The following is a 26,770-nucleotide window of genomic DNA, read 5'->3' as shown; positions in this document are numbered from 1 at the left end:
AGATGGACGACTTTTACGCCGCCCGCAGCAAGATCATCCCGCCGCTACCGTGGTCGACTTTCTCACCGCCGTTCTCATAACCAACTGTAACAAGAGAACTTCATCGCTTTCAGAAAATGATCTCATAATCGGCGCAACTATGCAGAACGGGGAATCGATATGCTGTGTCGCTTCGAACCTGAAGGTTTGGTGGCACCGCGTTGAATAAAGGCTTCAGAAAAAATTCTCCAAATCTGACCCATGATCCATCTAAGCTGGTGTCTTTTACCGTGATTTCAACGGGTTCAACAATTTTGTCCGAGGGGGGGCACAAATCAGATATTTCGCCTTGTATTCCCGTCGCTTGCAAGGATATACCCGTCGATGGAGACGTGGCCGAGTGGTCGAAGGCGCTCCCCTGCTAAGGGAGTAGGCGGGAAACCGTCTCGAGGGTTCGAATCCCTTCGTCTCCGCCATTTACCTATTTCAGTGAGTTGATGTGGCGTGTTTAACGTGCCGTATTCCTATAAATAGCAGGCACTTACTATCTAGTAGTATCATCTTGAGTTTTACCCAGTTGTCCTTAATATTTTCTATTGAGTGGTATATTGTGTGGTATTTCCATGGCTGCGCTCGGCGGGAAGCTGACAAAGAAGCTAGTAGAGAATCTTGGCCAGGGTCGGCATGGCGACGGTTCTGGCCTGTACCTTGTTGTTGACCCCTCTGGTGCGCGACGCTGGATCGTGCGCGTAACGGTCAAAGGGCAGAAGAACCGCAAGGGCGCACCGCTGAGAACGGATTTTGGTTTGGGCGGCGCTGATGTTGTCACTTTGAATCAGGCTCGAGAAAGAGCGCTCGAATATCGTCGGATGGCAAAAGCCGGGTTGAACCCGCGTTTCAATGCTCAGCGCGAAATCCCGACCTTTGAAGAACTCAGCCGCCAGGTTCACATTGATCGCCTGCCTACATGGAAGAATGCCAAACATGGACAGCAATGGCTCAACACCTTGCGCGACTACGCGTTCCCAAAGATCGGCCGTATGCCCGTGGACAGCATCGATCAGCCCGAAGTGCTGATGTGCCTGTCGCCAATCTGGACCGAGAAACACGAAACTGCAAAGCGGCTGTCGCAGCGGATCAAAACGGTACTCGACGTGGCAAAGTCCAAGGGCTTCCGCTCGGGCGAGAACCCGGTGACCGCGATCCGCGAAGGCAAGGTGCTGCCCACCGTCAAGGCCAAGGTCCAGCACCATGACGCGATGCCATGGCAGGAGGTGCCCGCGTTCTATGCGGAGTTGCAGACCCGATCGGCCATGGCTGCCAAGGCGCTGCAGTTCACCATTTTGACCGCCTGCCGGACTTCAGAGGTGCTGGAGATGAAATGGCCCGAAGTCGATATCGAGGCGCGCCTCTGGACCATACCAGCGGAGCGCATGAAGGGCGGGCAGGTTCATCGTGTTCCTCTTACCGACGAAATGCTGGCCATTCTGGAGCCGCTGCGTGCGCTGGCCTCTGACTACGTCTTCGAGGGGCAAAGGCGGCATCAGCCGTTGTCGAACATGTCCATGCTGATGCTGCTGCGCCGGATGCGGCAAGATGGCGTCACTGTGCATGGCTTCCGCAGTTCGTTCCGAGATTGGGCGGCGGAGTCTGCAAACGCACCACGTGAACTCGCAGAAGCAGCATTGGCGCATCAGGTTGGGTCCGATGTGGAGCGGGCTTATGCACGGTCGGATTTGTTGGAGCGACGAAGAAGCTTGATTTCTGATTGGAATAGATTTGTGTGTAACACCAGTCTTGAGGGCTGCTAGAGATGGCGGAAGACAACAAGTGGGTTAAACCCAACAGGCTCACAGAAATAATCGCACATCAAATCATTCCGGTAGTGATAGGTGATGTGCTTTCACCCAATCTAGAACTGCTCAATGGCGGGTATTACCAAGACGGTTTCGAAGAGCTCCAAGAAGGAGACACAATTTGGGAAGTTTCGGTTACAAGTCGGACAGGTCTGGACAAAGAACAAACAGGGCTTTCATATTTCCCGACCGAGGATGCGGCTCGTGAATACTTGAAGGCAATGCCCATCGGCCTGACGTACGGAGAACATTACGGTTACCCAAAACGACTAAAAGACTTATTTGGTTCAGTTGACGATCCATGCAGGATCATGACTGCGATGTTTAGGCGTTGCGACGATGATGATGTTCACTCGGTGTGCTATCGGGCTCTTTCTGAAGCTGGTGTAATAGATAAAGGGGATTACAAGACATCCTCTCGTGTACTTGAATGGCTAGGTGACGAGCATATTGCTTGGATGAAAGAGAAATTTGGGGAGAATTGGTCTGCCGTTGCGCGATTTGAATACTGCCTGAACCATTTCCCGGACTCTTCACTGGCTAGTCTTGCGGCGCATTTGTTTTTGTTCCAGTTCGTGACTTACGACGATTTTGCCGCTGGTTACTACACCAAAGAAATACAGTCGATTGCAGGCGGGACAGAAGAGGCGGCTATTTTAGCAAAAGAAACTCGAGTTAAGGCCGGAAAAGCCGGGGCGCGTTCATCACGACACCGCAGGCTCCAAAACTTGGAGCTACTGATGCAGCAAATCGAGCAGTTGTCAGGCGCGGTCGAATTTGTCAGTGAAGAACGCATCGTTGAGCAAGCTTTGGAAAAGACAGTTGAGAAACATGAGGACTTCCCCAAAACGCAAAAAACTCATGCGGACTACGGAACCGCGTTGCGGTCAGTGGAGCCTTTCAAATCGAGATACGAAGCAGTGTTCAGGAAAAACGCCTAAGCGTTTTCTCGCTTCTGGAAAGCGCTTAGGCGCAGGAAATAGTTTGGTGAAACTTCGGCAAAGCTGCCTATAATTAGGAGCCATCGCAACTGATCCAAGAGGATTTCAACGATGGCAAACGTCTTCAATGACGACCGGGTCTACTTCCCAGAAGACCCTGAAATGCAATTGCTGGGAAACCGCGAAAAGCTGGCTCAATGGCGCCACCGCATGTGTGGTCCGGCCTTTATCCGCATCGGTCGGCGGATCGCCTATCATGGCGCTGATCTGAACGCCTGGCTGGCGACGCGGCGCACCGATCCCAACAACGAGGCTGCATAATGAAAAACCCCAACTCCAAGCGCGGAGATGGGGCTTTTCCAGTGACATCAACTGCCACCCTAGCAAGTTCAGTTGATGCCACAGGATGCCCCGCGCCGACAAGACAAAACGAGCGCCGGTACTACTGGTCGCCTTTGAGCCACTCTGTAGAACGAGTGAATATTCGGAAAGGACGGATCGATCATGGCTGATGTGTCCGTTTCCAAACCGCGCAACCAGAGCTATGCTAGCGGGCCCGACACTGGCCCTCTTTCCCGAACTGATCATCGGGAAACCGCTGAGACCTACAGCGGCGAAATCTTTCGCCATGGTATCTACCGCGTCGCCGTATGCCGGGACAGTATCCAATGGCTGTTTCAGCGCCAGAGACCCCAATTTCCAGCCGGGGGAGCGGCTTGGGACACGCTTGGGTACTGTGTGTCCAAATCCGGCCTAATCCGGCTCGTCCGGGCGCATATCAGCTTTGATATCCCTGAACTGAATGGTTTGCCCGAGCATTTCCCACGGAGTTGTCGCCATGAGTAGGCGGCGATCTCCCAAGGGTAAACGGTCGAATGAGGGTCAATATGTTCCTCTGCCTTATGCCATGATCAAATCTCCGGCATGGCGAGCGTTGCCCGGACCTGCAGTGAAGCTCTGGTTGGAGCTTCACACCCGCTACCACGGTGGCAACAACGGCAAGGTTTTTCTGTCGATGAACGAGGCGGCGAAAACTCTCGGATTGGGCAAGGCCACTATTCAGCGCGCCTTCGAGGATCTGCAGGAAAAAGGCTTCCTTGCGTTGGAGCAGGAAGGCAACTGGTATCATCGGCGAGCGCATGAATGGCGGTTGACGACCAAGCCGACGCAGGCCCGATCTGGAAAGAAGGCCGCCACCAATGACTGGCGGTTCTGGCAGCCGGAAAAAACAAAACGCGGTTCTAAGACGGACCCGTCAGCATTCTCGGTGGTTCCGTTTGAGAACCCAAAGACCTCCCATGGTTCCAAACCAGAACCGGTCAGGCCGATTTCTCGACGGTCCATCGGTTCTGAAACGGAACACTAATACTAACCACTCCCTGTTATGCGAGGCGGACATGAGCAAGACACAGAAAGACAATGGCAACGATCTGCTGACAAAGGGCTCCGAGCTCACCGAGGCGGAAATCAACGCGGTTGCTGATCTGAGGGATCGAAAGAAAACGCGCGTCCGGGCACCGGACATCAATTTGGACTTCGATGAAGATACACGCAGGCTCACGGTTGGGCACAAGGGAAAAGATCCAACGGTGGCCTGTGCTTTGGCGATGCATGAGCTCGGCACAGCAGACTACCGGTTCTTCGAGGGCGTCATGGATCAAGTCGCGACTCTTGGGCAACAGGACAGCTCTGTCTCCGAGACAGCATCGAACTTTGTGATGTCGGTTGTTGCTGGCGTTAAGCCGCAGGACGAGATCGAAGCCATGCTTGCGATCCAAATGGGTGCGATCCATCAGGCTACGATGTTGATGGCACGGCGCCTGAACCATGTAAAAACTCTCCCTCAGCAAGATTCAGCGGAACAGGCGCTTAACAAACTCGCGCGTACTTTCACCAGCCAAGTTGAAACCCTCAAAAAGTATAGGTCAAAGGCAAATCAGACCGTGCGCGTTGAACGCGTCGAGGTGAAGGAAGGTGGCCAGGCCATAGTTGGGAACATCCACAGTGGGGGGCTGGGCGATGACAAAAAGTGACGACAACCCCATGGACCCTACGAAAAGACTCAATGATGCGCCCAGATGCACAGCAACGGCGAAGTCCACTGGCAAGCGATGTCGTGCTCCATCAGTCAGAGGTTGGACCGTGTGCCGCGTTCACGGCGCGCGCGGTGGACACGCCGCTGGGCCAAGCCACCCGTCATGGAAGCACGGTGAAAGATCGCGAAATGCTGAGCAGTTTCGCAAAACCATCAGCGAACTGATCCGAGCCGACAAGGAACTGCAGAAGCTGATCCATTGATTGGGTGCGGACTGGTCACCGACACAAAACAGTAATTCTACAGAACTAGTCGGATGTCTGCACCGAGCCCCTCCCTGCCGTTAAGCGAGCTTCGGTCTTTCGCATGTGCGACAGTTTGAAAACCGCATCTTCCGGACGTTCAAATTCCAGTGTCGGTTGGCAGGAGGGCGGGATATGACCTACCAAAAACTCGGGAGGCGCAACTTCTACTTTGGGTTTACGCCGCTAGCTAACAGTCAGTAGTTGATTGCAACCTTCAGTCGGCACTATTTTAGGACAGTGTTAGCCTTCAGTTCAGGCAGTTGCCTCCTTGAGGGCATAATAAATATCGCGGGCCTCTTGCAAGCGTTTGGTATCAAGGTTTTCAACCGTAGCAGCGTCAGGATTGGGAAGGAAATAGCGTTCGAATCTCTGGTGGGTACGCGACAGCCCTAACATGTCACATAAGGTCTCCATCGTTCGCTGAGGCGCAGAGCGCAGATCATCCTGAAACAAAAAAACACAATGTTCCTTATACTCCTGAAGCGCCCGAAACGCACAAATCCAATAGTCCAGCCAATAGTCTGGATGATACGTGTCTTTGTGCTCTGGCTCAAATCCGGGAAATAAAAACGGTTTATGCAGATCGCCAAATTCGAAATGGCCGATATCGGCCATATATCGGCTCACAAAACTGTCTCTGGCCTGAAGCTTGCTGAAATTGATGTGCTGTCGCAGAAGTGATTCAGCATGGCATTCCGGCCGTCGCACCGGTACGACGATCCTGCAATCCGGAATAGATTTGAGCAGATAGGGTATCCGGGCAATGTTGGCGTTGTTCTTAGAACAGTAGCGCGTTTTTAGCGCATTTTCCGGTCCGGCCTGACTGTTCCGCGCCCTGATGATGCTACACATGTGCTGCCGAAAAAAATGATCTGCCTGAGGGTTTGTATCGCAAGTGTTCCAAAGGGGAATCGAAGTCCCCTTGAAGCGATCTGGCCAAAACGATTTCCAAATGGCCTCCTCGAACGCCTCAGGGCTATCAAGATCGATCTCCAGCCCGTCGCCATGGGCGCGCTGCTGCCGCCGAACACCCCGCTTCGGCCCGCCCGCGATTTTATCCCATAGAACAGGAGCCGTCAGAAATGGCATATCCCGATAGATATGCGTGGCCACTTCGGGCGCATCATGCAAAGCGTTGAGGACAGCGGTGGTCCCGCCTCGTGCCAGGGATGTCACAAAAACAGGTTGCGTGGCATCAGCAGTGGAAGATTGCCTCGTCATGCGATCTTCAAGCCGCGAGGCCAGTTTCAGTATCGCCGGTCCTGAGAAGGCAAGGTTATGCACAAACTGGTCAACCGGTGAGTATTGGCCGCCTTCAACATGTTCCTCCGTATCCGCGCGTCGTAGCCGGCTGCCAATTTTTGCGCCTGCAAAAGCAAGGACCGATACCACGACGATGTAATCCAGACGAAGCATGACCCCAAGCACCGCCGCACCTGTTGCGATTCCGGACCAGTCCGCCAGCGCAATCGGGAGACCCGCCGCCGTCAGAGCCAGCGCAATGCGCCACGTCAAGTTCAGCCCACCCACCAGCAGCTTCAGCCCTGCTTGCCTTGCGGCCGCTTCCTTGGCGTCGTCAGAATGTTGGTTGTCAAATAGCGCGGTGACACCGGCCATACAGGTGCTCACGACGTGTTGGGCCGTCCCTGCGATATTTGTTTGCCACAGGGCCAGAATAAATCCGGCAACTGCCAAGAGCGAAACGGCTATCGCTGCTATCATGGCGTCGGATCGTTTTCGGAACCAGCCTGATTTTTCCGCCCCCCGATCCAACGTTTAAGCGGAAACCAGACCAGCCCGACAAGCAGAAACACAACACCAAGAATGACGGCAATCGTAACAGCAATCGCGCCCAACCCGGCACCGGGACCGATATAGGCATGTGCCGGACTGGCCAGCGTCGCAAAGGCCATGCAGCAAATAAGCCACAACGGGATTAGGCGACCTTTAAACTTATGATTAGCGGGCTGGTTCATTATGTGCATTCCTTCCAATCGACTTCAAAATACCCCGACGGATAGAGTTTTGAATTGGTGATCTCACCAACAAATTCAGCATTATATTCATTGACGTATTCCCAGATCACGTTGCCTGCTCTGTCCACTTCCAGAACACGCCCGGCATCAAATTCGGTAATCAATACTCCACCGTTTTCCAGAATTTCATGCTGTCCCCGAACGACCGACAGCATCTCCTGACCTGGTTTGCTTCCGAATACGATTTCCGTTTCCCGGCTCGCCGGATCAATCGCAATGATGTTGGTGTCGCGCGGCGCATCTACCCGTGTTTTTTCGGTCGCCGTATAAGAGGTCAGATATGCGTTGTTATTGAAGATCGAGATTTTTCCGTCCGGACGGAATTCAGGGTCATGCTGCCGGACCCACGGGCCGGTCTGGTGCCACTTAACTTTCCTGGTGTTTGCATCAACGACCATCACCAGATTAAGCCCTCGCATCGAAAGCACCCAATCCCCAGCTTTAAACAGTGGGAATTTGTCGGCCAGTTCTGATGGCAACTCATCAATTTTGTTGGCGTGGACCAGTTCACTGCGGATCACCCGCGTTGGCTTAATTTCCCTGCCATTGGCGGTCAGCAGTGCCGATAGGCCGCTATCGATGATAAAACCAGGTATTGAAATGCTTTCAAGAACCTGCCCCTGTTCATCAAGTTTCAGAATGACATCTTCCAGAATCGGCTCGCTTGTTGCAGGAGTCGAAAAGGGTGGAAAGCGATCGACAACTTCCGAGGCAATCCATTCGTTGCGACCAAGCGTCAGGTATCCACCATTTTCAGATCTGACCATTGAGTGGTGTGATTTCTCATTGAGTGTCCATAGAACCCTTGAACATTGATCTAGCTTAACCGCCCCGCAATATTCGTAGCTAAAAACAAGCTCGCCTTTCTCGGTCAGCAATGCGCCATGAACATCGGTCAACAGAGGGTTGCGGAAATGAGCACAGGGACGGGTGGCGATATCAGGAAAATGATCAATGTAATTCAGCGACCATTTACGAATGACACCGCCATTACGGTTCACCAGCCTGGCCTGGTTCTCTCCATCAAAGAAACCCATCAGCAGAATGCTATCCTGACGGCCCGGTTTCGTGTTAATCACAACACCCTTGCCCTGTCCGCGTGCTGGCTGAAGGTGTTTGTGGTACGCCCGCGCCTCGCGGGTCAGTGATTTGTCTACGACCAAAACGTTATAGGCCGACAAAAGCTGCGGCACCGGTGGCCAGTTCTTTCTTTGCGCAAATATCCCGAACAGAACCGACGAGAAAACAATTGTCAGAAACAGGCAAACCCGGAACAGTCGTTCGGGTAACTCCTCAAAGTCGGTTCTCTTCTTACGTATTTTACCCATCAAAACCAAACTCACAACTCACACACAGTATCGGAAGCGCGATTTGTCGCCCAACCCAACGTTGCATTTATACGGAAGAAATTTTTCGCCTATTTTAAGTCTCAGCAGTACTCCTACCACTTTAACTTGAAGCGGGTCTTCAGAGGTTCAGAGATAGAGATCACAGATTGAATCAAATTAACAAATCTACACATTCTGAACGTTCTACCCCCCTTATATTTCCCTACCCCCCTTAATTTCCCTTTCTCGGTCTACTCGTTGTATCGACGCTCATTTTAGCTCTTTTCATCCTGAACGTACGAAAAACAAATCGTTCATCTTCGGTTAATCTTTGCACTGATAAACGTTGATACGCGTTAAAGCATCAGCGATATTGGGCTCGCTACTGCCTTTCTCTGCGGTGCGCTTGGACTGACGGCTTCGTACCCATAGCGACCGATGCCGCAATCTGCGCCAATGTCAGTCTCGGTCAGCAAACGGTCCTTGAAATGCAGACCTGGACGCCGTGTAGTCGTTGCGCGGTTGATCTTATTCGTCCACGGTAACGGAATGATCACCAAACCAAGCCCAACCCCATGAGCCTCAGAATTGAAGATCGTCGCAGTCAATCTGACGCCGTATTTAATAAGGTTCAAAGGGGGAAAGATGTATCGATCTTCTGTCGCGGCGATGCAATCCGTCGATCGTCCCATGTTGCACTTAGCGCTAGACGATGGCTCAACGACTCAGGGAGAAGTCGTGCGATATCCCCTGTACAATACGGCTGAACTGAACGACTAGAAGACGCGGCACTCTTCGAGTTGAGATCAGAGTCTATCGGCAAAATCCCAGAAATTCTGCAAAAGTGGCGAAGCCGAGGGCCAGAATTGAGGGGCATCGCGTTTGCCTTGGACTGTGCTTGGCATGGGCTTATTTCACAGCGCGCAGGCCTGCCCGTGCCCGCGCTTCTAAGAGGGCCTGCGTATGGCGTGGTTCCGGAAGTGTTCTCGTTGTCACCAGGTCCTCAGGAAGAATTGATTCAGCAGATCAGAGCGGATCGAGGGTCAACCCGTGCTATTCAAATTAAACTTGGGGTCGGCACGTTGGCAGACGACCTTGATACGGTGAGACAAATTCTGCAGGTCTTGAACTAGGACTAATTGCAGCACGCAGATTTCAACGGCTCCCTTTCCCAAGACACCACACTAAACGTTCTCCCAAGTTTCTTCGACCCCAAATTGCTTTGGGAAGAGCCTTGCAAATCTATTGATGCAAATATTGCTATAGTGGAGGCTTTGAACGGTCACATGACGTTTGACACGTGTTTGACGGATTTGGCCGGGTATAACGAGGTGATCTCGACCGGTGTTAAATACGCAGCGATCAAACCTGCGTTGATGGATGTCTGACTTCAGCACCTACCGGTAGATTTAGGGTTTTGAATAACGGAGGATTTCTGGTTGATCGACGCCATTATGGAGCGCAGATGAACAAGAAATCCGGAACATCGAAAGACGCGGCTGACAAGCTGGTCAGAGGCATCAAACGCAAGACCCGCAAGCACTACTCAGCTGAGGAAAAGATCAGGATTGTCCTGGCTGGTCTGCGGGAGAAAAACTTCATGTAGGCTCATGCTCCGTTTCTTCTGTCGTCAAAATGAGCATACGGATGACAAGATTCGGCGCAAGAAAATGACTGATTTTTTCAGCAAAGCAGTCATAGGGTAGAATTCACTGATTGATCGCTATGCGGACAAAGAGTGCTTTCGCCGCGCGCACCAACGACCGATTCGGCATTGTTGCTAATCCAGAAGATGGATTGCAAACAAGCTGGAGCTACGCCGTGACGTTCAGCGGAATAGAACAGTTCGGTTTTCTCAAGCTTTAATCTTCACTTCGGCGGCCAAGCCACCTAAGCGTTTCGATGTTCTGAGTTCCAGCGACCCACCGTAGGCATTCAATAAGTCAACGGAAATAGACAGTCCCAAACCTGTTCCCTTAACAGAGGTGTCCAGCCGACTGCCTGAACGAAGGACTTCCTCTCGGGCACCATCCGGAATACCGGGCCCGTCATCTTCAACGCAAAGTTCGATGCCGCTGTCACAGCGCCTCGCGGTGATTTGGAGTGTCGTCCGGCTCCACTTGAGAGCGTTGTCGAGGAGGTTTCCAATCACTTCCTCGGTGTCCTGGGGGTCCATTCGAACTTGAAGACCAGCCTCGCAATTCGAAACGAGCGTCTTCCCCTCGCGTTCGGCCATGACCGAGAATAGCCGGGACAGTCGTTCGACCGAATTCGTCAGGTCTGTCCTGGAATGTGTTAACTCTCCGGTGTTTGATGCACGCATGCGCGCGAGTGAACGGCTAAGCTGGGCGTCAATTCGAGTTAGCGCTTCTTCCGCAGGCTCCGTATGTGCTCCTGCGTCTGCCAGTTCCGCCAATTCGTTTCGTAAGATAGCCGTCGGCGTCTTGAGGGCATGCGCCAGATCCGCCGCTTGTCTTCGCGAACCAGAGACAATCTCGCGGTTTCGATGCAGCAGTTTGTTGAGATCTTCCACCAAGGGCGAAACCTCTTCCGGGTAGTCTTCGGGAGTCAGTTCATCGCCTCGATCCCAGCGATGGGCGACATCGGCGCGCAACTTCCGGAGCGGGCCAACAATGGCGGACATCAGCAAAAGAGAACTTGCCACCCCGATCAAACCAACCAATCCGAAAACCGGGAGCAGGTATCTTTGTGCAGCGCTGCGTTCGTTGATCAGTTCGCTCCTGCTTTCGGCGACAGTTACGCCCCACTCCGTTCCGTCTTCGAATGTGATCTTTTGATAAACGCTACGAATGGCTTCGCTATCTGGACCGGAAGTGTTCCAAATGATTGTTTCGTCATTTCCGCGCGGGGGCTCGGCGATCGTTTCATCGAAGAGTGAAGCAGACGTATAGATGGCGCCGGTACTGTCCGTTACTTGCCAATACCGCCCCGAATATGGCGTGCTATACGCAGGATCGAATACCAACTGTCGCAGGGTTTCAGGGTCATCCGTGGTGGCGCTGAGGCCAACAACAACCTGCGTGTGCCGGTCTTGTAGCGTTGCGTCGAACTGCTCCAGAACGCGCGTATTGATGTAGGAAAACACCATCAGCGTACCGACGCCTACGGACAACGCTCCCGAAGCGATACCTCCGAGTAAGGCCCGTTGGCGCAACGAGAGCATTAGGCGGAATCAATCATATAGCCGCGACCCCGGACGGTTGTAATCAAATCGGAGCCCAGCTTTTTGCGCAGGCGGGTCACAAATACTGCAATCGTGTTGGAATCTCTGTCGCCGTCATATTCGTAGATGTGTTCCGACAGCTCAGTACGCGACACCATGCGACCGATGTTGTGCGCCAGATAGGTCAGAACGGCGATCTCCTGCGCGGTCAAATCGACAGGAATGCCCCTAACGGCAACCCGCCCGTTCCGCGTATCCAGAGAGACATCTCCCATTTCTATCACGGGGTTCAATTGACCGCTCTGACGTCGCAAGATGGCCCGTACACGTGCCGCCAATTCGGGCATATGGAACGGCTTGGTCATATAGTCATCCGCGCCGGCATCCAAGCCGTCGACGCGTTCGCTCCAGCCATCTCTGGCCGTCAGGATCAAGACCGGTGTCTTGACGCCCGCGCTGCGCCATTCGCGCAGGACCGAAATGCCGTCACGCTCAGGCAAGCCGATGTCGAGGATGATCATGTCGTACGGTTCAGTCGACCCCAGATGCAGGGCATCTGTACCATTGTTGGCCACGTCGACCACGCGACCTTCCGCACCCAATAGCTTTTTGACTTGCTCACAAAGCTGGGGTTCGTCTTCGGCAAGGAGTATTCGCATATCCAGAGACTACAGCTAAACCAGCGTGATCTTCACTTTATTTTTTGCCGCCACCGTTGCCGCCACCGTTGCCGCCACCGTTGCCACCGCCATTGCCGCCACCGTTGCCACCACCGTTGCCACCGCCGTTGCCGCCACCGTTGCCGCCACCGTTGCCACCACCGTTGCCACCACCGTTGCCGCCACCATTGCCACCACCGTTGCCACCACCGTTGCCGCCACCATTGCCGCCACCGTTGCCACCGCCGTTGCCGCCACCGTTGCCACCGCCGTTGCCGTTACCATTGCCGCCGGCATTGCTTCGGCCTGCACTGTTTCCACGAGTGGTAGAGGCACTCTGAGCGTTGTTGCTTTTGGATTTGGTTGAATTGCGTGCGGCTTCAGAAATCTCGCGCCCCGTACTTGAGCGGTTCGAGACGACTGTGCCGGTTTCGGCGTTCACGATCACGCTGACGATTTTCCCGCCCGGCTTTTTGACCAGAATACGATAGTAAATCTTGTCTGTTTTGAATGCGCGCGCATCAACAGGTGTTCCGCCGTATGCTTTTTTCACGCCTTTGATCACACGGTTCAGCCGTATCGCACTGCCTGACAACGTCGCCATGCGCAGTTCAGACTGTTTGAGTTCGCGTGCATCTGCCGCCGCTTGCCCACCAGACAAGACAGTCAGCAAAGCTGCAACCAGAAAAAACGCTTTGGCCTGCATAACACCCTCAAACACCTTCATCGAAGACTACTAGGCCAGACATGAACCGATGATGAACAAGCAGTTAGCCCTGCGTTCAAGCGACCTAAAGTTAAATCAGTGGCAACGGTTTTGATTCGACTGCGAGTCAGACTGCCGAAACACCGTGGTCAACCTCAGCGCGCTGATTGCCATTGCTGGAGGTTTTGAGGAGATTGAAAATGAAAACCACCAAGTGCGGACTGCTTAAAGCTTCGACGATCGCGATTGCCTTGTTGGGGTCCACGGCCATTGTAGCCACCGTCGCAGCTCCTGATTTTGCTTATGCCAAGCCGGGCAACGGTAATGGTGGCGGCAATGGCGGTGGAAACGGCAATGGCGGCGGCAATGGCGGTGGAAACGGCAATGGCGGCGGAAACGGTGGTGGTAACGGTAATGGCGGCGGCAACGGCGGTGGTAACGGTAATGGCGGTGGGAATGGCAACGGCGGTGGCAATGGAAACGGCGGTGGGAATGGCAACGGCGCCCAGGGAGATCGCGGAGACAAAAGCTCGGCTGGGAATGGTGGCCGTGGGAAAGGGGTCGACAAAAGCCGTAGCGGGGCCAAGGCCGGGATATTCGGACTGGGGAAAACAAAATCGCAGTCTGCTCGGTCTGGTACCAAAAAAGGCGGAGGGTTTTCTCTGAAAAATCTGTTCAACGGGAAAGGCAAAGCTCGCAATACAGCAACCAACTCAAGGGTTGCTACGACAACCCTTCAAACGCAAAAGACCAAGGCGCAAAGAACGGTTCGCCAGAATGTGATTTTAAAAGAGTCCAAGCGCCCAGTTGCCCGGGCAAAAGGCAATCGTATGGCTGCGCTGCTTGGTGCAGATCCCTCTGAGTTGGGCGCACTGAACGCCGCCAATGCAAGCCCAACGGCCCTGGCCAATGCAGCACCCAATTCGCGGGTTGGCAGAATTGCCACGTACCGAGACACAGTGCTGGCCGGAGAGCCTTTGCGGGAGGAACTGGAAGAACAGTTGGAGTTTCTTGAAGGGTTGGAAGAACCAGAGCGGACAGTTCAAGAAATCGAGGATGACTTGGAAGTCGCAGTAGGTGAGGTACAAACCAACCGGGATACGGTCGCAGAACTTGAACAAGCTTTGGAGGACGCGGGCGGTAGTGATCCGGATATCGAAGCGCAGCTAGAAGCGGCCCAATCCGAATTAGACGCTTCGATTGATGAAGCCCAGACTCTGAATGACGAAAGACAGGCAGCCATTGAATACAATGAAGCCGTTGAAGAGGTGGAAGAGTTGACTGAACTTGTCGAAGAGCAAGATCTGGCCGAACGTGAGGCACTGGAAGCCGCTGCCAACAAGCCTGTTACGGATGCAGTTGAGGAACAGGTTAAAGCGCTGCTGGGGCTTTGACCTGAGGCTTCCCGGCCATCGCCAGCCTCCACTTCAGGACGAACTGAAAGCTGGAGCGTCGATAAGCCTTTCGGATACTAAGTTGGAAGGTAGATTCAGTCGGCCTGCTAGGCGCAAGCTCTTGATGATTGCGATGCGCAACAAGAAAATCCCGCCCCAAGCTGGGACGGGTTCCTGTTACAATTCAGATGTTTAGGGCGAAAATCGAGAATTGTCGGGGGGCAGCCGAATTGCCTTCAGACGTTTTGGTGAGCCTCGGATAGCCGCTTGTTTTTTGTGATCTCTGTCAGTGCATTTTCGATAGGAGGGAAGCGGCTATTGCTCGAATTCATCGCGGTTTGCAGGCGCTCTTCAGCAGATTTGCTAGAGGTCCGCATCGCAATTTCAGGGCTGCGATCTTCAGTCACAAAGGCAGGTTTGACCATTTTGTTCCCCTTGTTTCCGTCAAACGATATACGTCTCGTTCGATCCAACTTGGTCAGTATGCGCAAAGTTGTTTGAACCTAATGAGAATACACTGTTCATGTTCGGTTAATGTTGTTTACGAAATAAGAACAAAGGATTGGTCTGGCCGGGCGCCACTTCAATTGCCCCATTCCAACTTGAGGGTTTCTAAGGTCGTTAGATGAGAATGTTGTGCCAAGCGAACCATAGTTTCACAGCAGAAGACTTCGGCAGTAAGCCAGTCTCCGCCGATGCATTGGTCAAATCCCGAAGATGATCATAATTGGAAAGATCAGTTAAAGGAGGCGGAAAAGATGAAAACGGCTTTGGCAATCACGGCGACGGTGTTCACTATGCAGGCCGGGCCCTTTCCGGGTGCGAGTTTTGACATCCAGTCTCTTGATCTTGGACAGAGTATCGGGTCGCACAATGCACTGCAGCCTGTTTTCGTGAAATCAAAAGCAGGTAACTGTCCTCCGGGTTTGGCCAAGAAAGCAGTGCCGTGCGTTCCGCCCGGCCAAGCTAAACGATACCGAGTCGGGGATTTCATCTACAATGGGTACGTTCGCATCGATAATCCTAGCCGATATGGCCTGCGGCGAAACGGCTACTATGTGCGTGCCGGAGACTATGTTTACCAAGTGAACCGGGAGACACACGAGGTGCTGAACCTAATAGGGGCAGTGGTCGATGTTCTTAATTGATTGCATACTTTACGATCAATCACTGCTCGGATTAACGCCTTTGGGTTGTAGATGAAGCACGGGAGTTTGGGCTTTTCGAGGCCGTCATAGGCGAAGCAGCATTACCGTTAATCTTACCCTGTAACGTCACTAGGGAAGGTCCAGAGCCGACTTTGAATATTCCCTCACAAGTCTGTCGTCGCAGCCCGCTTTCCGATCATGTGCCGCAGATCTAGGTTCTAGGCTTCAGCGAATTCACCAGATGCGCAGGAAGCCGCCGCTAGCTGCACTGCGATGCAAAGAGACCATTTGAATGTCTGGTCTGCGGACAAAGCCGCCGTTCATTCTCTCCCTTGGACTGCGCCAATTTTCAGTCCAAGGGGATGATTTGCGCGTTTAAATTCGACAGAACGTTGTCTTTAAATTCAAGATCACTGGCTTTCGTCAGAGCTATTGATTGCCGGCACGGCTGGTGAGTTCCTCCATAACGTTGTCGAGGTTAAAGCTGCCGGGTTTTTGCCTTGGCGGAAATTCCTCGAAGCTTTGAAGCCATTGCCCAACGTAGGCGGAGGCCGGAGCTATCGCGAACATATGCTCGAGGAACCAGCGCTGGTATCCCATAGCGTTCTCTTCCTCGGCTCTCTCGAACGGATCACTCCGTAAGTTTGAAAGCATCGGTGCGCGCAACACCTCGAAAGGTGAGAGCCAAACATCAAGTCCATGTGCGTTCTGTTTTAGGAATGTCACCTTGTACTGTTCATAGCGCAAGGCGGCTACGCTGCCATCGTCAGTCCAATAAATGAATTCACTGCGTGGCCAATCATCAGTTTCACCTGAGAGCGACGGAAGTAGATTGTAGCCGTCCAGATGTGCTTTGTATTGGCGACCGATCGCTTCAACGCCACCATCAAGTAGCCTTTCTTTGATGTCTGGCTCGCCGACAGAAGCCATAATGGTTGGCAACATGTCCGCATGTGAAGCTACGCCATTGATCTTCGATCCCGGCTCGATGACGCCCGGCCACTTGATGACCGTCGGGACACGATAGCCACCTTCCCATTGCGTGTTTTTCTCGCCGCGGAAAGGTGTAGTACCACCGTCCGGCCACGTGAAGGTCTCGGCTCCGTTGTCTGTTGAATACATTACGACAGTGTTTTCGGCGATCCCAAGCTCCTCAAGTTTATCAAGTAGTACACCGACGTGCCCATCATGCTCGACCATGCCGTCAGGATAAACACCAAGTCCCGTCACTCCGTCGGAGTCTTCCTTAAGATGCGTAAAAATGTGCATGCGAGTGGAATTCCACCAAAGGAAGAAAGGCTTGTCCTGTTCAACAGCTCTATCCATGAAGTCCAACGCACTTGCCGTGACTTCTTCGTCAACGGTTTCCATGCGTTTTTTCGTAAGCGGCCCGGTGTCCTCGATCGAGCCATCTGCGGTCGATTTGATCACCCCGCGCGGGCCGAAATTCTCCCTAAAGGTTTCATCCTTGGGATAATCTGGATTTTCAGGCTCTTCTTCTGCGTTGAGGTGGTAGAGGTTCCCGAAAAATTCATCGAAACCGTGATTGGTGGGGAGGTGCTCGTCACGGTCACCCAAATGGTTTTTGCCAAACTGGCCTGTCATATACCCGTGGTTTTTGAGTAGTCCAGCGATGGTGGGGTCTTCCACGGGCATGCCCTCAGGTGCGCCAGGAAGGCCGACCTTCGTCAAACCCGTACGAATGGGAGATTGTCCAGTTATGAAAGCCGCTCGTCCTGCAGTACAGGACTGCTCTCCGTACCAGTCAGTAAATAGCGCGCCTTCTTTGGCTATACGGTCGATGTTGGGTGTCTGATAACCCATCATGCCATGGTTGTAGGCACTAATATTCCAAAACCCAATGTCATCTCCCCAAATAATCAGGAAGTTCATAGGAGGTTCATCTTGTGCGTAAACGGCCGTAGCGGTTGCGGCAAATAATGCCGCTACTATGGTGGATTTTGTTTTGCATTTCATATTCGTCCTCCCAAAATTTCTTATTAACACCGAATAACCTACCACAAATTCGAAGTGTTTTGTCGGGACCCTTGTGGTTTACAGGATTTCAGGCGGAAATGCGCAAGTTAATTAAGAAAATCCTGTCGACTTAAATGGCTTTACTAAACGAACTGACCGATACCTTTTTCCAGCGCTTCAAACACGTAATTGGTCACGACTGAATTCGCCGCATTTCGGAACCACGCCAAAGCGTTTGCTGGACCACTTTTTCTTCTGCTTCGGAATCGATGCTGACATTCGCCTGAATATCGCGAGCGATCGCTATGCGGACAATGCGGACCTTATGGCCCGAGCGACTGACCCGTCAGGATAGAGCTATCTCCAAACGGTCCAACGCATTGGGCGGCCACACCTCATCGAATTTGTAAAATTCCTCAAAGATAGGAATGTCTTTGCTGAGTGGCACCCAAGCCTGCTTGCTGTTGGTGAAAATCTGTACATTCGGAGGACATTGATCCGGGTTGTTCAATGTTCCGACACGCACGTACCTTAGCTTGCCAAGGCGGATCATGTAGCTGCTAAAAACGGCGACGCCACAATCCCTACAGCGCGTAATGATCTGACCTTTCCCGCTTGGAGTAGAGAGCTCATGTTCAGTGATTGGCCCCTCAAACTGCACGCGATCAGCCTCAATGATGGCGTTCAAGACGTAGGCCGCTCCGGTTTGTCGCTGACATTCGCCGCAGTGGCAGCAATGCACGAACATGGGTGGTAACGTCATCTGATACGTTACGGCTCCGCAACCGCATTTCCCCTTGATCATTGTTTCCCCCTAATTGCTTCCTTGCATTCAAGCCATCGCTCTTATTGAACCAGTTCATAATGCTTGATCGAACGCGACTCGACCAATTCGGCTTCCGCCGGATCGATATGCGGGCTCTGGTAGTTATCGCCGACAAAAGCCTTTAGTGACTCCAGGTTTTCCCAAATCATCACAAAGCTGAACTCTCGCGGTGTGTCAGCACGTGCGGCACCAGGAAACACTTGAACGATGCCCTTGGTACCTCTCATCAAGGGGATAGCTGTTTCATGGAAGAACTTGCTGAACTCTTCCTCTTTGCCTGGCCGTGTCACGACCTGAAAAATACGCATGATCATTCATCCGACCTCCGTAAAGTACGGTTCCTGAATGTATGAGCGCCTCTGGTTCTGCGAACATATCATTTCGTTCCGAGATTGTCTGCTTTGGGCTCAAAGCAGTCGTTTGCTACAACCGGCGTGAGTGTCAGCTATAAGCGTTTAGCCAACTTTCTGTCGCATGACACGTTGCGCTATCCGCGCTTGATATCCGGCTTTGTGTGGTATGTATTGTGGTATCTTTTCTGAAGGTTTGAATAAATTATATACTTAACATAAGTTTGTAGGCTTAGTTAGGCTGACTTCGTTTCCGCCATCCAACTTTCTTTAGCTTTCTGTCCGGGGAGATTCAGCTCGAAGATGGCTGGGCCCCAGATATACTGTTTTGCATTGGATTCTGTGATTTCTCGAAAGATCGGAAAGCGGCGGCGGGGCCGGGTGTCCAGCGCGATTGAAACCCCTCTTGTCCTGGACTTTCTCAATCCGTTGCAGAACAGGGCAAAAAGCCTGTCGGAATGACCGGTCACGATCCGGTAACGGCGTCGTGCGAATCGTTGTTTCCGTCGATCGGGAGAGCAACATGCCGCAACATATCATTCCGTCTGAACCCTGGCAGGACCTGGAAAAGCCCAATCGTGGATTGAACCGGGATCAGTGTCACTCGAGCGCGCCGACTGGTGCCCGAGACAGGGCGGCCGCAGAACATAACGGCGAAGCAGACCTGTTTGCCGGGACTTGGCCCACGAGCTTTTCGAAGGGCTTGCGGCATGACGAAAATGGCATTGTCGACGTGCAGGTTTATACCGAATTTCTGGAAGAAGTGGCTGATCCTACCTGCACCGACAATCAAGGAAACAGGCTGACGCTGTTTGACACGCCAGCCTATTCCGGGCCCTTCCGCACCGCGCCATCAGAGGGTGGTGAATTTAGATGGCGTGCGTGGGAAGGGCCAATCCTGGGTCATCGGTTGGGGTTCAATGGATTGGACGCCGGCGGTTTGGGTATCGCGCCGGCGCCCAGGCTTGGGTCAGATGAATTGGCGGCAGAGATGGCCGAACTCTATGCGATGGCCTGTCTGCGAGATGTGTCCTTCGAAACCATTCGGGATGGTGCCGAGGGAACCGACAAGGTACTTGGCGCCCTAGGCCGGTTGGAGTGGTTCCGCAAAGACGGTTGCCCAAAGGATGCCAGCGGCGGCGAGATCGGGAAAGTACCGGCGGCGCGCCGGGTCCGAGATGGCGAAGGTCTGTCTTCGCGAACTTTGTTCCGCGGCTCGAGCCAAGGCTGTTCGGACGGGCCTTACGTGTCGCAGTTCCTTTTGCAGGGTTACGACCCGCTGACGTCAGACGCGGCGCATGTGCAAGGGCGGTGGTTGGCAAATACAACTGCGCCAAGGGCAATGCCGTTTGGTTCATTCCGGGTTGACCAAAGAGTTGCACCACAGGCCGTTGGCGTGGACTATTTGCGGGACTGGGCCGAGTGGCTGGACGTTCAGAACGGCGCGGACGCGACCGGCGAACAAGCCTTTGAAGCCTGTGGCCCGAAGTTTATTGAAACACCTCGCGACCTTGCTACCTATGTGCATTTCGACTCGATCTATCAGGCTTTTTTCAATGCCTGCCTATTGATGTTGGGCCGGGGTATTCAAACAGATGACGGTCTGCCCGAAGTCTGGAATTCCCGTGCGGAGGATAGTGGGGCCCATTGGGGCGGATCACACGCGCTGTCAATTCTGGCAGAAACCGCGACCAGGGCAATGCGGGCCGTGCGACGCCAGACCTTTCAGGTGCACAACCGCGCCCGCCCTGAAAAGCTGGGCAGCGTTGCAACTCTGGTGGCGAATGGTCATGGCGCGGTGCTTGGGGCAGCGGAACCGTTTGCCACAGCCCATCTTGAGAAATTGAAAAGCGCCGCCTGCGAAGATTTCAGTCTTGCAGAAGCCATTGCCGCCGCGCCGGCCACTAAGCGGTTCGCCCACAACGCGGTTTCTCATAAGGGGCTGCCACAAATCGATCGCAACCTGCTGTTGCCTGTTGCTTATCCCGAGGGCTCGCCAATGCAGCCGTCCTACGGGGCGGCGCATGGCGCAGTTGCCGGGGCGTGCGCGACGCTGCTCAAGGCGTTCTTTAAAACGCACGCGCTGGACGGGTCCCGGGTAACTTTGGCAGAGGCGGGTATGGAGCGCGTCTTTGTTCCGGCTCCGGGTGGAATGAAACTGGTTGAGTCCGTGCGGCCAGAGGACAGCGCAGCGAAGCTTACGCTGAATGGCGAGTTGAACAAGTTGGCTGCAAATATCGCGATCGGGCGCAATTTTGCAGGGGTACATTTCTACAGCGACTATTTCGACAGTATCCGAATGGGTGAACGCGTTGCAGTGGGCATTCTGGCCGAACAGATGGCGAATTTCCGGGGGGCCGCGAAAATGTCGCTTGAAACATTTGATGGAGATCGCCTCAACATCGTTGGCGGTCGTTCTTGCGGTAGCGAAATCCACATTGTGAACAGTACGCCCGAATTGTGGTGGACCCGTCATTTGCCTGAACAGGCGGGGTGGGCAGGATGAATGTATCAGACCCCATGACAGATCGGTCTACATGATGCTTCCTTGTGCGTCACCGGTGGCGATCGCCCCGTCGGAATTGAAACCCTGCGGGCATCGACCTCTGACTTTCCATTCTAGTGTCTCTGAAGCCCAACGGTGTTCTTTGATGTCTGTATTCCAATCGCCGGGACTTGCTGATCAAGGCGTGAACGACGCCACCCGGTCCGCGTGGAATTCGACCATTCAGAACATATTCGACGTACAGGGCGTCAGCCCGTTTCTGGTCATGGATCCGCGTGACATCGAGGCGGGCCAGCCTTCGAATGGGTTCAGATGGCGCGCCGATCCGCGGGAACCGCGGGACTGTCTGGGCGATGAGCTGGCGGCGCGCGTGTGTGACCAAGGCTGGCCCGGCAGGGTTGAGCTGCACAATGAATATCTTGAATACACGTTGGTAATGCGACCCGATACCAGTGGCAGACTGCGCCCGAAGCGATTTGTGGCCACTACCGAGTTTGTGGAGTGGTGGCAGTTCATGGCGGTGTTCGATTTCGATCACTTCCTGTCGGTGGTCGCATCGGTGACCGGGCGCTTCTACTCCTGCAAGGATCTGTTTGAAGTCTCACGGTCGGTATGGACGTCGATGGATGTGTCCGAGCGTGCGGCCCGCTTTCACAAAAGGCTGGTGGGTAGGGATCACGCGCATCCGCCGGAACATCCGTTGAATATCCAGCATGCCCTGTTTCTGGCCAAGGGTACGAACCGTTTGACCGATCTGATCCAGACCATGCATTTTTCTTCCTTCCCGTATCTCGTGAAGGACGGCGAGAGCAACCGGCGCGCCCGGCTTGAAGAAGTTCTTGATTTCGCGAACCGGCAGGATCTGTACTGCGGGCATGCAGGGTTCCGCCTGGTGAGCGATACGCTTGAACTGGCCGCGGGGAAATGTGGTAAGTCACCAGCGGGTCGGGCGATGGCATTCTCTGATCCGCTTGGGCTGTATATTCAGGCATTCCATACATCACGACTGTTTGTGGGTGCGGGCAGGGTGCCTCGGGGCTGGGTCCGGTTCAGTCGCGGTGCGCGGGGAATGCACATGCGCCTTGAATTCGGGCCTGCCGACGACGATCCCCGGTTTCTGGATGATATCACGCTGGGAACAGGCCCTTCGGCTCGCCCTGTCTCGGGCTATGCTCTGGCCAGCCTGATCGAGGTCGGCCCGATGATCACAGTTGCCGCCAGGCCGCGCGTGATCACCCGTGTCGAATTTGTTGAAACTCCGCATGTTGATCCGGGGCGGGTTGTCCGCAGCCTGCCCGAGACCGAACGTTGCAGGCAGCTTTTGGAATTCGCGGACCGTTGCAAGGCAGAGACCAACGGCGACACGACACGCTTTCGCAGAGACGGATCCTGACCGGTGCTCAAACTGCTACGGCTTTGACCACCGGCAGGGGAATTTCAGGTGCGGTCATGTCAAAAACCGCAACCGGACGACCGAGGGCGCGACTTGCCGCTGTCAATACCGTCGTCAGCGATGGGTTCGGGCTGTCCCACGCCCGCGTGTCGAACAACCGCGTCGGAGCAACAGGCCGGTCATTCTGCGCGCCGCGATAAAGCCGGAACAGACGGGCCTGTTCAGCATCCATGCCGTGATCCGTTACACCGTTGTGTTCAAGCATCACCATGTTGCGCCAGGACACCACCGCCTCGGATGCTGCGTGCCAGACGCCCTGCGCCAGATTTGCGGAAAGCGCCGATCCATAGGTCGGCCTGCCGCCATCCGCATCTGCGCAGACCGCGCGCAGCAGAAGGCCGATGCCCGGAACTTCGAGGATGTGAAGGCTCAGTTGCCGCAGTTGGACGTGCAGCCACTGCGTCAAATCATGGGGCAGGACCGTGTCCGGCGCCAGGTGGTCAAACCCCTGCGATCCAAGAGCGTGTTCCAAACACTCCAGCGCCGCCCACAGCGCGGCGGCTTCATGTGTCGGGCCAGCCGCGGCACCTTTCGAAGTGACCTTTCCGTCACTGCCCGGAACACCCAGTGCAAGCGCGTCGTTTGGCATCACATGGGATGCGCCATCCGACGCGATCAGGCTTTCGCGGGTTTGTGGTGCTTCGGTACTGTATTGCAAGGCATAGCGCTCAATCGCCTCGAACCCGGCCAGCCGCGCCGCCTCTTCCGGTGTGCGGCCAGTGCCGAAAGACACGCGATGACCCATCCCACCCTTGGGGGGCAGAGCTCCGTCGCGCAGCTCGATCAAGCGAAAAGCCGCGTGGATCGGCGCATCTTTGGGGAATTCGGCAAACGAGGGTTTGGAAATTAGCCGAGCAGTTTCAGCGCGTTCTATCAACGTGTCGGTCATTTTCATTTCCGGATAAGCATATAACGGGGTATACAAGTGGGCATTGTTGTTTGAGAAGGAGATTTTACATGGCTCGTTTGACAATCAACCCGAATTATTCGTTGAAAGACTTGGGGTGCGAAGTTCTGAATGCCGCGCGCGGCCGTGCGTTGGGGTCGCAAGATGATCAGGACGCGGCGGAACGCAAAATTCAAGAAATCCTTGCGGACAGTGGTAATCCAGAGGTCAGGTTTGTCTATGACACCAAGGATCTGGTTCATATCGTTGTTCCGGACCTGAGTGACAAAAAGCCGGATCCGAACCCCGATCACGAGTCATGGTGCTGCAAACTGGCCTATGAAGCGATGGGCGGTATCGTCATATTTGGATGCAGCGGTTAACGACAACCCCCGAACGTTTTTGAGGGCCGTTAGTGACTGAGGCAAAAACCAAGGTTTTTTTGACCGGACCGTTTCAGATTATCCGTGACGACGGTCAGGATGTGACGCCTCGGGGCACCAAAGCGAAAGCTCTTCTTGCTTTGGTGCTTCTGTCGAAAAACGCGATACGCAGCAGGGCTTGGTTGCAGGACAAGCTCTGGAGCGAGAGTTCGCCCGCACAAGGCGCGGCGTCGCTGCGCAAAGAGTTGAGTGTACTCAGCAAACACTTTTCCAAGCACAAACTTGATGTTCTTGAAGTCACCCGTGAAACGGTGTCAATCAATCTGGCAGCAGTCGAGGTTGATCTGTTTGACGAGCAGCTCAGTCCCGATCGGGCTGAATTGCTGGAAGGGTTGGACGTTGCCGACCCCGAGTTCGAGGCATGGCTGACGGTTGAACGGCAGGCCTATTGGGACATCGATACAGACTCAGACGGACCGGTTCTGGCGGGCCGCGGTTTACCGGTGCATTGGGGGCGTTTGCGTCCAGCGGTTGTGGTTGAGCCTTTTGAAGTTGTCGGGGAAACGCCGGATATCAGCATCGCTGCCTCCTCCATACGAGACGAACTCATGTTTCTTCTGGGCACAATGTCCAGCGTAATCGAACTGCGTGACGCGCGCAGGCAGGAAGGCCCGGTTGAAGGTTATGTTCTCAGCGGCAGCGTGGTTGGCGCGGAAGGCTTGCGGGTGGCCGCTCAATTGACGTCAACCGCGGATCAGGTGTGCCTTTGGACACAGCGGTTCCGCTTTCGTGCGAAGGAAACATTCGACGCGGTCGAAGAAATCGCCATGAAGGTCGTCGAAGCGCTCCAACTGCGATTGCGTGACGGGTATTGGTCAGAAATCTGGTCAGGCCGTGCCACTTCGACCGAGGCCTGGTCTGCATTCCAGAAAGCGCGCATATTGGAAAGTCAGGCAACGGAAGACGGGTTGCAGGATGCCATCCGTCAATACCGCGCCTGTCTCGAGTTTGACCCCGGATACCTGCCGGCCCGTGTGGCGATCGGTTTCTGTCATTTGGACATGATCCGCCTGGGCATGGATGCAAACCCGGCCGAGACGCTGGCAATGGTAGAGGCCGAATGCAAACAGTTGCGCAATCTGAACCCGACTGACCCGTATTGCTCGGCCCTCCATGCCTTTACCCACAGTGTTGCAGGCAACACGTCAGAGGCTTGCAGCTTGATGCTTGCCGTCGTGGAACGTTTCAGCGGAAGCCCGGAATTGTTGGGATATTACGGCATCCTGTTGGTGTATGATGACCGGGCTGAAGAAGGCGTTTCGGTCTGCAAGAAAGCGTTGGCGTTGACGCCGCATCCGCCCATTTGGATCGAAGCAAATCTGGCAATCGCAATGATGATGACCGGGGACAAGGCCGCGTGGCAGCATGCCCATAACGTGTTGCGGGTCGACCCCGGACGCGTTCGCCCCAGGGTCGTGCTGTGCATGCTGTCCGCCGCCGCCGGGAACCATTCCCTAGCGCGTCGACATGCCCGGCAGATTCTGGAATTGCAGCCGGGCTTTTCGGCCGAACGCTGGGCCTGGCCCGGCTGTTTCAAGAACAGGCAACACTACGAAAAAGGCGTGCGGCTGTTGTCGGCGGCTGGTCTGTGACGGGTCGTCAGGTTTCTTCCAGCACCTTGCGGGCCACGCGAAAACACTCCAGCGCCTGAGGAACACCGCAATATATCCCGACCACGTGGATGATGGCGCGGATTTCTTCCTTTGAAACCCCGTTGTTGATGGCGCCCCGGCAGTGGATTTCCCATTCATGCATCTTGCCCAGTGCACCGATCATCGACAGGTTCATCATCGACCGGGTCTTGGCGTCGATCACGTCGTCGCCCCACCCAAACCCCCAGCACCAGGCCGTCATGGCTTCTTGAAACGGGCGGGTGAAGTCGTCGGCGGCAGCAAGGTTTTTTTCCACATACTCTGCGCCCAGCGTGTTCTTCCTTTGCTCCAGTCCTTTCAGAAACAGGTCTTCGTCGAAAATGTCGGCCATTGCGGGTCTCCGGTGTGTCAGTGTGTCAGGCGGTGTCTGTAAAGGTGATCGTAATGCGGTTTCATCCTGCGGTGCACCTGTTTCACACGGTCTGGCGCGTCCGCGATGTCGATATGCGTGCGGGGCTGCGGGGCAAGCCCGGTCGATTTCGCCAGGTTGCCATGGAACGACCCGCCGTCCCACCAACTGAGGGCGGACGGATCACCGCCCGGTTCCCAGCTCAGCGCCTCTTGGATGAACGGAATTCCCACCGCGTCACAGAAGGCCCGGGTCATGCCGTGCGGGTCTTCCAGCAGGTCATCACTGTCAATGACCGGCGGCGGAGTTCCGTTCAGTGCGGTCAACAGATCGAACAGGGCACGCTGTTCGGGAAAGCCAACCTCGCCTTCGGCAAAGTCCGGCCATTGCTTGTACATCGAAGTGATGGTCTTGGCCGGGTCCCGGATCAGGAAGGCGTGGGTGAAATGCGACAGAAACTCGGCATCCCACATGTGGTTGATGTAATGCGGAAAATCCTTGAGGAAGACCGGCCCCCGTTTCGCCCGCTGCTGAATGTCCAGCCACACGCTGTCCAATGTCAGGCCCGGCGTTGTTACGTCGCCCGGTTGGAACCGATGCCAAAGCGGGTCTTCACCCTGATACCACGCTTCGCCGAAGGGCTCGTGCAGGCAGTCGAGATCACCGCGTTGCCGCATCATCCACTCGAACGCGGTGGACGTGGACCTTGGTACGGCCCAGAGCGCGAGGATTTTGGGCATGGTCATGACCTCTCGAA

General features: G+C 54.5%; 26 protein-coding genes and 1 tRNA gene. 14 read left to right on the top strand and 13 right to left on the bottom strand.

The genetic code is table 11. The annotated features are described in order from the left end of the window. From GOW31_RS21900 to GOW31_RS15885, 7 genes are all read left to right on the top strand, one after another. On the top strand, nucleotides 1–208 hold a 208-nt coding region (locus tag GOW31_RS21900; protein ID WP_217356690.1), incomplete at its 5' end, for a hypothetical protein. A gap of 157 nt (nucleotides 209–365) precedes the next feature. Beyond that, nucleotides 366–455: transfer RNA gene (locus tag GOW31_RS15910), tRNA-Ser, on the top strand. Between the two features lie 147 nt (nucleotides 456–602). After that, complete coding sequence (locus GOW31_RS15905; protein ID WP_171171345.1) at nucleotides 603–1,790, top strand: site-specific integrase; 1,188 nt, start codon at nucleotides 603–605, stop codon at nucleotides 1,788–1,790. 2 nt (nucleotides 1,791–1,792) lie between these two features. Further along, nucleotides 1,793–2,776: a hypothetical protein gene (locus tag GOW31_RS15900; protein ID WP_171171343.1), complete on the top strand. Its 984-nt coding sequence runs from the start codon at nucleotides 1,793–1,795 to the stop codon at nucleotides 2,774–2,776. Between the two features lie 111 nt (nucleotides 2,777–2,887). Then, entirely contained in the window at nucleotides 2,888–3,097 is a 210-nt protein-coding gene (locus GOW31_RS15895; protein WP_170707014.1) for a MerR family transcriptional regulator, read from the top strand. Between the two features lie 586 nt (nucleotides 3,098–3,683). Continuing rightward, entirely contained in the window at nucleotides 3,684–4,142 is a 459-nt protein-coding gene (locus GOW31_RS15890) for a helix-turn-helix domain-containing protein (protein ID WP_254441737.1), read from the top strand. Between the two features lie 31 nt (nucleotides 4,143–4,173). Further along, nucleotides 4,174–4,809: a hypothetical protein gene (locus GOW31_RS15885; RefSeq protein ID WP_171171341.1), complete on the top strand. Its 636-nt coding sequence runs from the start codon at nucleotides 4,174–4,176 to the stop codon at nucleotides 4,807–4,809. A 559-nt stretch (nucleotides 4,810–5,368) separates the two neighbouring features. Here GOW31_RS15885 and GOW31_RS15880 read toward each other — a convergent pair. From GOW31_RS15880 to GOW31_RS15870, 3 genes are all read right to left on the bottom strand, one after another. Next, nucleotides 5,369–6,838 carry a sulfotransferase gene (locus GOW31_RS15880; RefSeq protein WP_171119818.1) on the bottom strand — a complete coding sequence of 490 codons (1,470 nt, stop codon included), beginning with the start codon at nucleotides 6,836–6,838 and terminating at the stop codon, nucleotides 5,369–5,371. Next, nucleotides 6,835–7,029 carry a hypothetical protein gene (locus GOW31_RS15875; protein ID WP_171119836.1) on the bottom strand — a complete coding sequence of 65 codons (195 nt, stop codon included), beginning with the start codon at nucleotides 7,027–7,029 and terminating at the stop codon, nucleotides 6,835–6,837. The genes GOW31_RS15880 and GOW31_RS15875 overlap by 4 nt, the downstream gene beginning before the upstream one ends. A gap of 62 nt (nucleotides 7,030–7,091) precedes the next feature. Then, on the bottom strand, nucleotides 7,092–8,480 hold the full coding sequence (locus GOW31_RS15870; protein ID WP_171119817.1) for an arylsulfotransferase family protein: 1,389 nt from the start codon (nucleotides 8,478–8,480) through the stop codon (nucleotides 7,092–7,094). A gap of 1,465 nt (nucleotides 8,481–9,945) precedes the next feature. On the opposite strand from GOW31_RS15870, the gene GOW31_RS15865 reads away from it, so the two are divergent. After that, the gene (locus GOW31_RS15865) at nucleotides 9,946–10,086 is read left to right on the top strand and encodes a hypothetical protein (RefSeq protein ID WP_171119816.1); all 141 of its coding nucleotides are present in this window, start codon (nucleotides 9,946–9,948) and stop codon (nucleotides 10,084–10,086) included. Nucleotides 10,087–10,335: 249 nt separating this feature from the next. On the opposite strand, the gene GOW31_RS15860 is transcribed toward GOW31_RS15865, so the two are convergent. The 3 genes from GOW31_RS15860 to GOW31_RS21895 are packed head-to-tail and all read right to left on the bottom strand — an operon-like array spanning nucleotide 10,336 to nucleotide 13,050. Next, nucleotides 10,336–11,613, bottom strand: coding sequence for a HAMP domain-containing sensor histidine kinase (locus GOW31_RS15860; protein WP_171171339.1), 1,278 nt, complete (start codon nucleotides 11,611–11,613; stop codon nucleotides 10,336–10,338). A gap of 50 nt (nucleotides 11,614–11,663) precedes the next feature. Beyond that, nucleotides 11,664–12,323, bottom strand: coding sequence for a response regulator transcription factor (locus tag GOW31_RS15855; RefSeq protein ID WP_171171337.1), 660 nt, complete (start codon nucleotides 12,321–12,323; stop codon nucleotides 11,664–11,666). Between the two features lie 37 nt (nucleotides 12,324–12,360). Further along, nucleotides 12,361–13,050, bottom strand: coding sequence for a PepSY domain-containing protein (locus GOW31_RS21895; RefSeq protein WP_216597997.1), 690 nt, complete (start codon nucleotides 13,048–13,050; stop codon nucleotides 12,361–12,363). A 179-nt stretch (nucleotides 13,051–13,229) separates the two neighbouring features. On the opposite strand from GOW31_RS21895, the gene GOW31_RS21890 reads away from it, so the two are divergent. Continuing rightward, nucleotides 13,230–14,423 carry a hypothetical protein gene (locus tag GOW31_RS21890; protein WP_217356689.1) on the top strand — a complete coding sequence of 398 codons (1,194 nt, stop codon included), beginning with the start codon at nucleotides 13,230–13,232 and terminating at the stop codon, nucleotides 14,421–14,423. A gap of 236 nt (nucleotides 14,424–14,659) precedes the next feature. Here GOW31_RS21890 and GOW31_RS15840 read toward each other — a convergent pair whose 3' ends face one another. Beyond that, the gene (locus GOW31_RS15840) at nucleotides 14,660–14,848 is read right to left on the bottom strand and encodes a hypothetical protein (RefSeq protein ID WP_171119812.1); all 189 of its coding nucleotides are present in this window, start codon (nucleotides 14,846–14,848) and stop codon (nucleotides 14,660–14,662) included. Nucleotides 14,849–15,181: 333 nt separating this feature from the next. Here GOW31_RS15840 and GOW31_RS15835 point away from each other — a divergent pair, with 333 nt between their 5' ends. After that, nucleotides 15,182–15,571 (top strand): hypothetical protein, encoded by a 390-nt coding sequence (locus GOW31_RS15835; RefSeq protein WP_254441736.1) that lies wholly within the window; start codon nucleotides 15,182–15,184, stop codon nucleotides 15,569–15,571. 429 nt (nucleotides 15,572–16,000) lie between these two features. Here GOW31_RS15835 and GOW31_RS15830 read toward each other — a convergent pair whose 3' ends face one another. From GOW31_RS15830 to GOW31_RS15820, 3 genes are all read right to left on the bottom strand, one after another. After that, nucleotides 16,001–17,548, bottom strand: coding sequence for an arylsulfatase (locus GOW31_RS15830; RefSeq protein ID WP_171171334.1), 1,548 nt, complete (start codon nucleotides 17,546–17,548; stop codon nucleotides 16,001–16,003). 346 nt (nucleotides 17,549–17,894) lie between these two features. Then, nucleotides 17,895–18,353: a GFA family protein gene (locus tag GOW31_RS15825; RefSeq protein ID WP_171171332.1), complete on the bottom strand. Its 459-nt coding sequence runs from the start codon at nucleotides 18,351–18,353 to the stop codon at nucleotides 17,895–17,897. Between the two features lie 41 nt (nucleotides 18,354–18,394). Beyond that, nucleotides 18,395–18,688 (bottom strand): putative quinol monooxygenase, encoded by a 294-nt coding sequence (locus GOW31_RS15820; protein ID WP_152456701.1) that lies wholly within the window; start codon nucleotides 18,686–18,688, stop codon nucleotides 18,395–18,397. Nucleotides 18,689–19,247: 559 nt separating this feature from the next. Here GOW31_RS15820 and GOW31_RS15815 point away from each other — a divergent pair. Next, nucleotides 19,248–21,230 (top strand): hypothetical protein, encoded by a 1,983-nt coding sequence (locus GOW31_RS15815; RefSeq protein ID WP_171171330.1) that lies wholly within the window; start codon nucleotides 19,248–19,250, stop codon nucleotides 21,228–21,230. Between the two features lie 145 nt (nucleotides 21,231–21,375). Then, a complete protein-coding gene (locus GOW31_RS15810; RefSeq protein WP_171171328.1) occupies nucleotides 21,376–22,623 on the top strand; it encodes a hypothetical protein in 1,248 nt (415 codons plus the stop codon). Between the two features lie 7 nt (nucleotides 22,624–22,630). Here GOW31_RS15810 and GOW31_RS15805 read toward each other — a convergent pair whose 3' ends face one another. Further along, the gene (locus GOW31_RS15805; protein WP_171119802.1) at nucleotides 22,631–23,572 is read right to left on the bottom strand and encodes a YcaO-like family protein; all 942 of its coding nucleotides are present in this window, start codon (nucleotides 23,570–23,572) and stop codon (nucleotides 22,631–22,633) included. A 68-nt stretch (nucleotides 23,573–23,640) separates the two neighbouring features. Between GOW31_RS15805 and GOW31_RS15800 the strand changes: the two genes are divergently transcribed. Beyond that, nucleotides 23,641–23,952 carry a hypothetical protein gene (locus GOW31_RS15800; protein WP_171171326.1) on the top strand — a complete coding sequence of 104 codons (312 nt, stop codon included), beginning with the start codon at nucleotides 23,641–23,643 and terminating at the stop codon, nucleotides 23,950–23,952. Between the two features lie 32 nt (nucleotides 23,953–23,984). Next, nucleotides 23,985–25,604 carry a hypothetical protein gene (locus GOW31_RS15795; protein WP_171171324.1) on the top strand — a complete coding sequence of 540 codons (1,620 nt, stop codon included), beginning with the start codon at nucleotides 23,985–23,987 and terminating at the stop codon, nucleotides 25,602–25,604. A 7-nt stretch (nucleotides 25,605–25,611) separates the two neighbouring features. Here the strand turns inward: GOW31_RS15795 and GOW31_RS15790 are convergent, their stop codons facing one another. Both GOW31_RS15790 and GOW31_RS15785 read right to left on the bottom strand, forming a co-directional pair. After that, nucleotides 25,612–25,995: a carboxymuconolactone decarboxylase family protein gene (locus GOW31_RS15790; RefSeq protein WP_152456719.1), complete on the bottom strand. Its 384-nt coding sequence runs from the start codon at nucleotides 25,993–25,995 to the stop codon at nucleotides 25,612–25,614. A gap of 17 nt (nucleotides 25,996–26,012) precedes the next feature. Next, nucleotides 26,013–26,759 (bottom strand): sulfotransferase family protein, encoded by a 747-nt coding sequence (locus GOW31_RS15785; protein WP_254441735.1) that lies wholly within the window; start codon nucleotides 26,757–26,759, stop codon nucleotides 26,013–26,015. Nucleotides 26,760–26,770 lie beyond the last annotated feature (11 nt).

The sequence above is a fragment of the Ruegeria sp. HKCCA0370 genome (genome assembly GCF_013033705.1).
Classification (GTDB): Bacteria; Pseudomonadota; Alphaproteobacteria; order Rhodobacterales; family Rhodobacteraceae; genus Ruegeria.
Note: the sequence above shows the minus strand (reverse complement) of the source record. Positions and strands in the feature narration are given on the sequence as shown.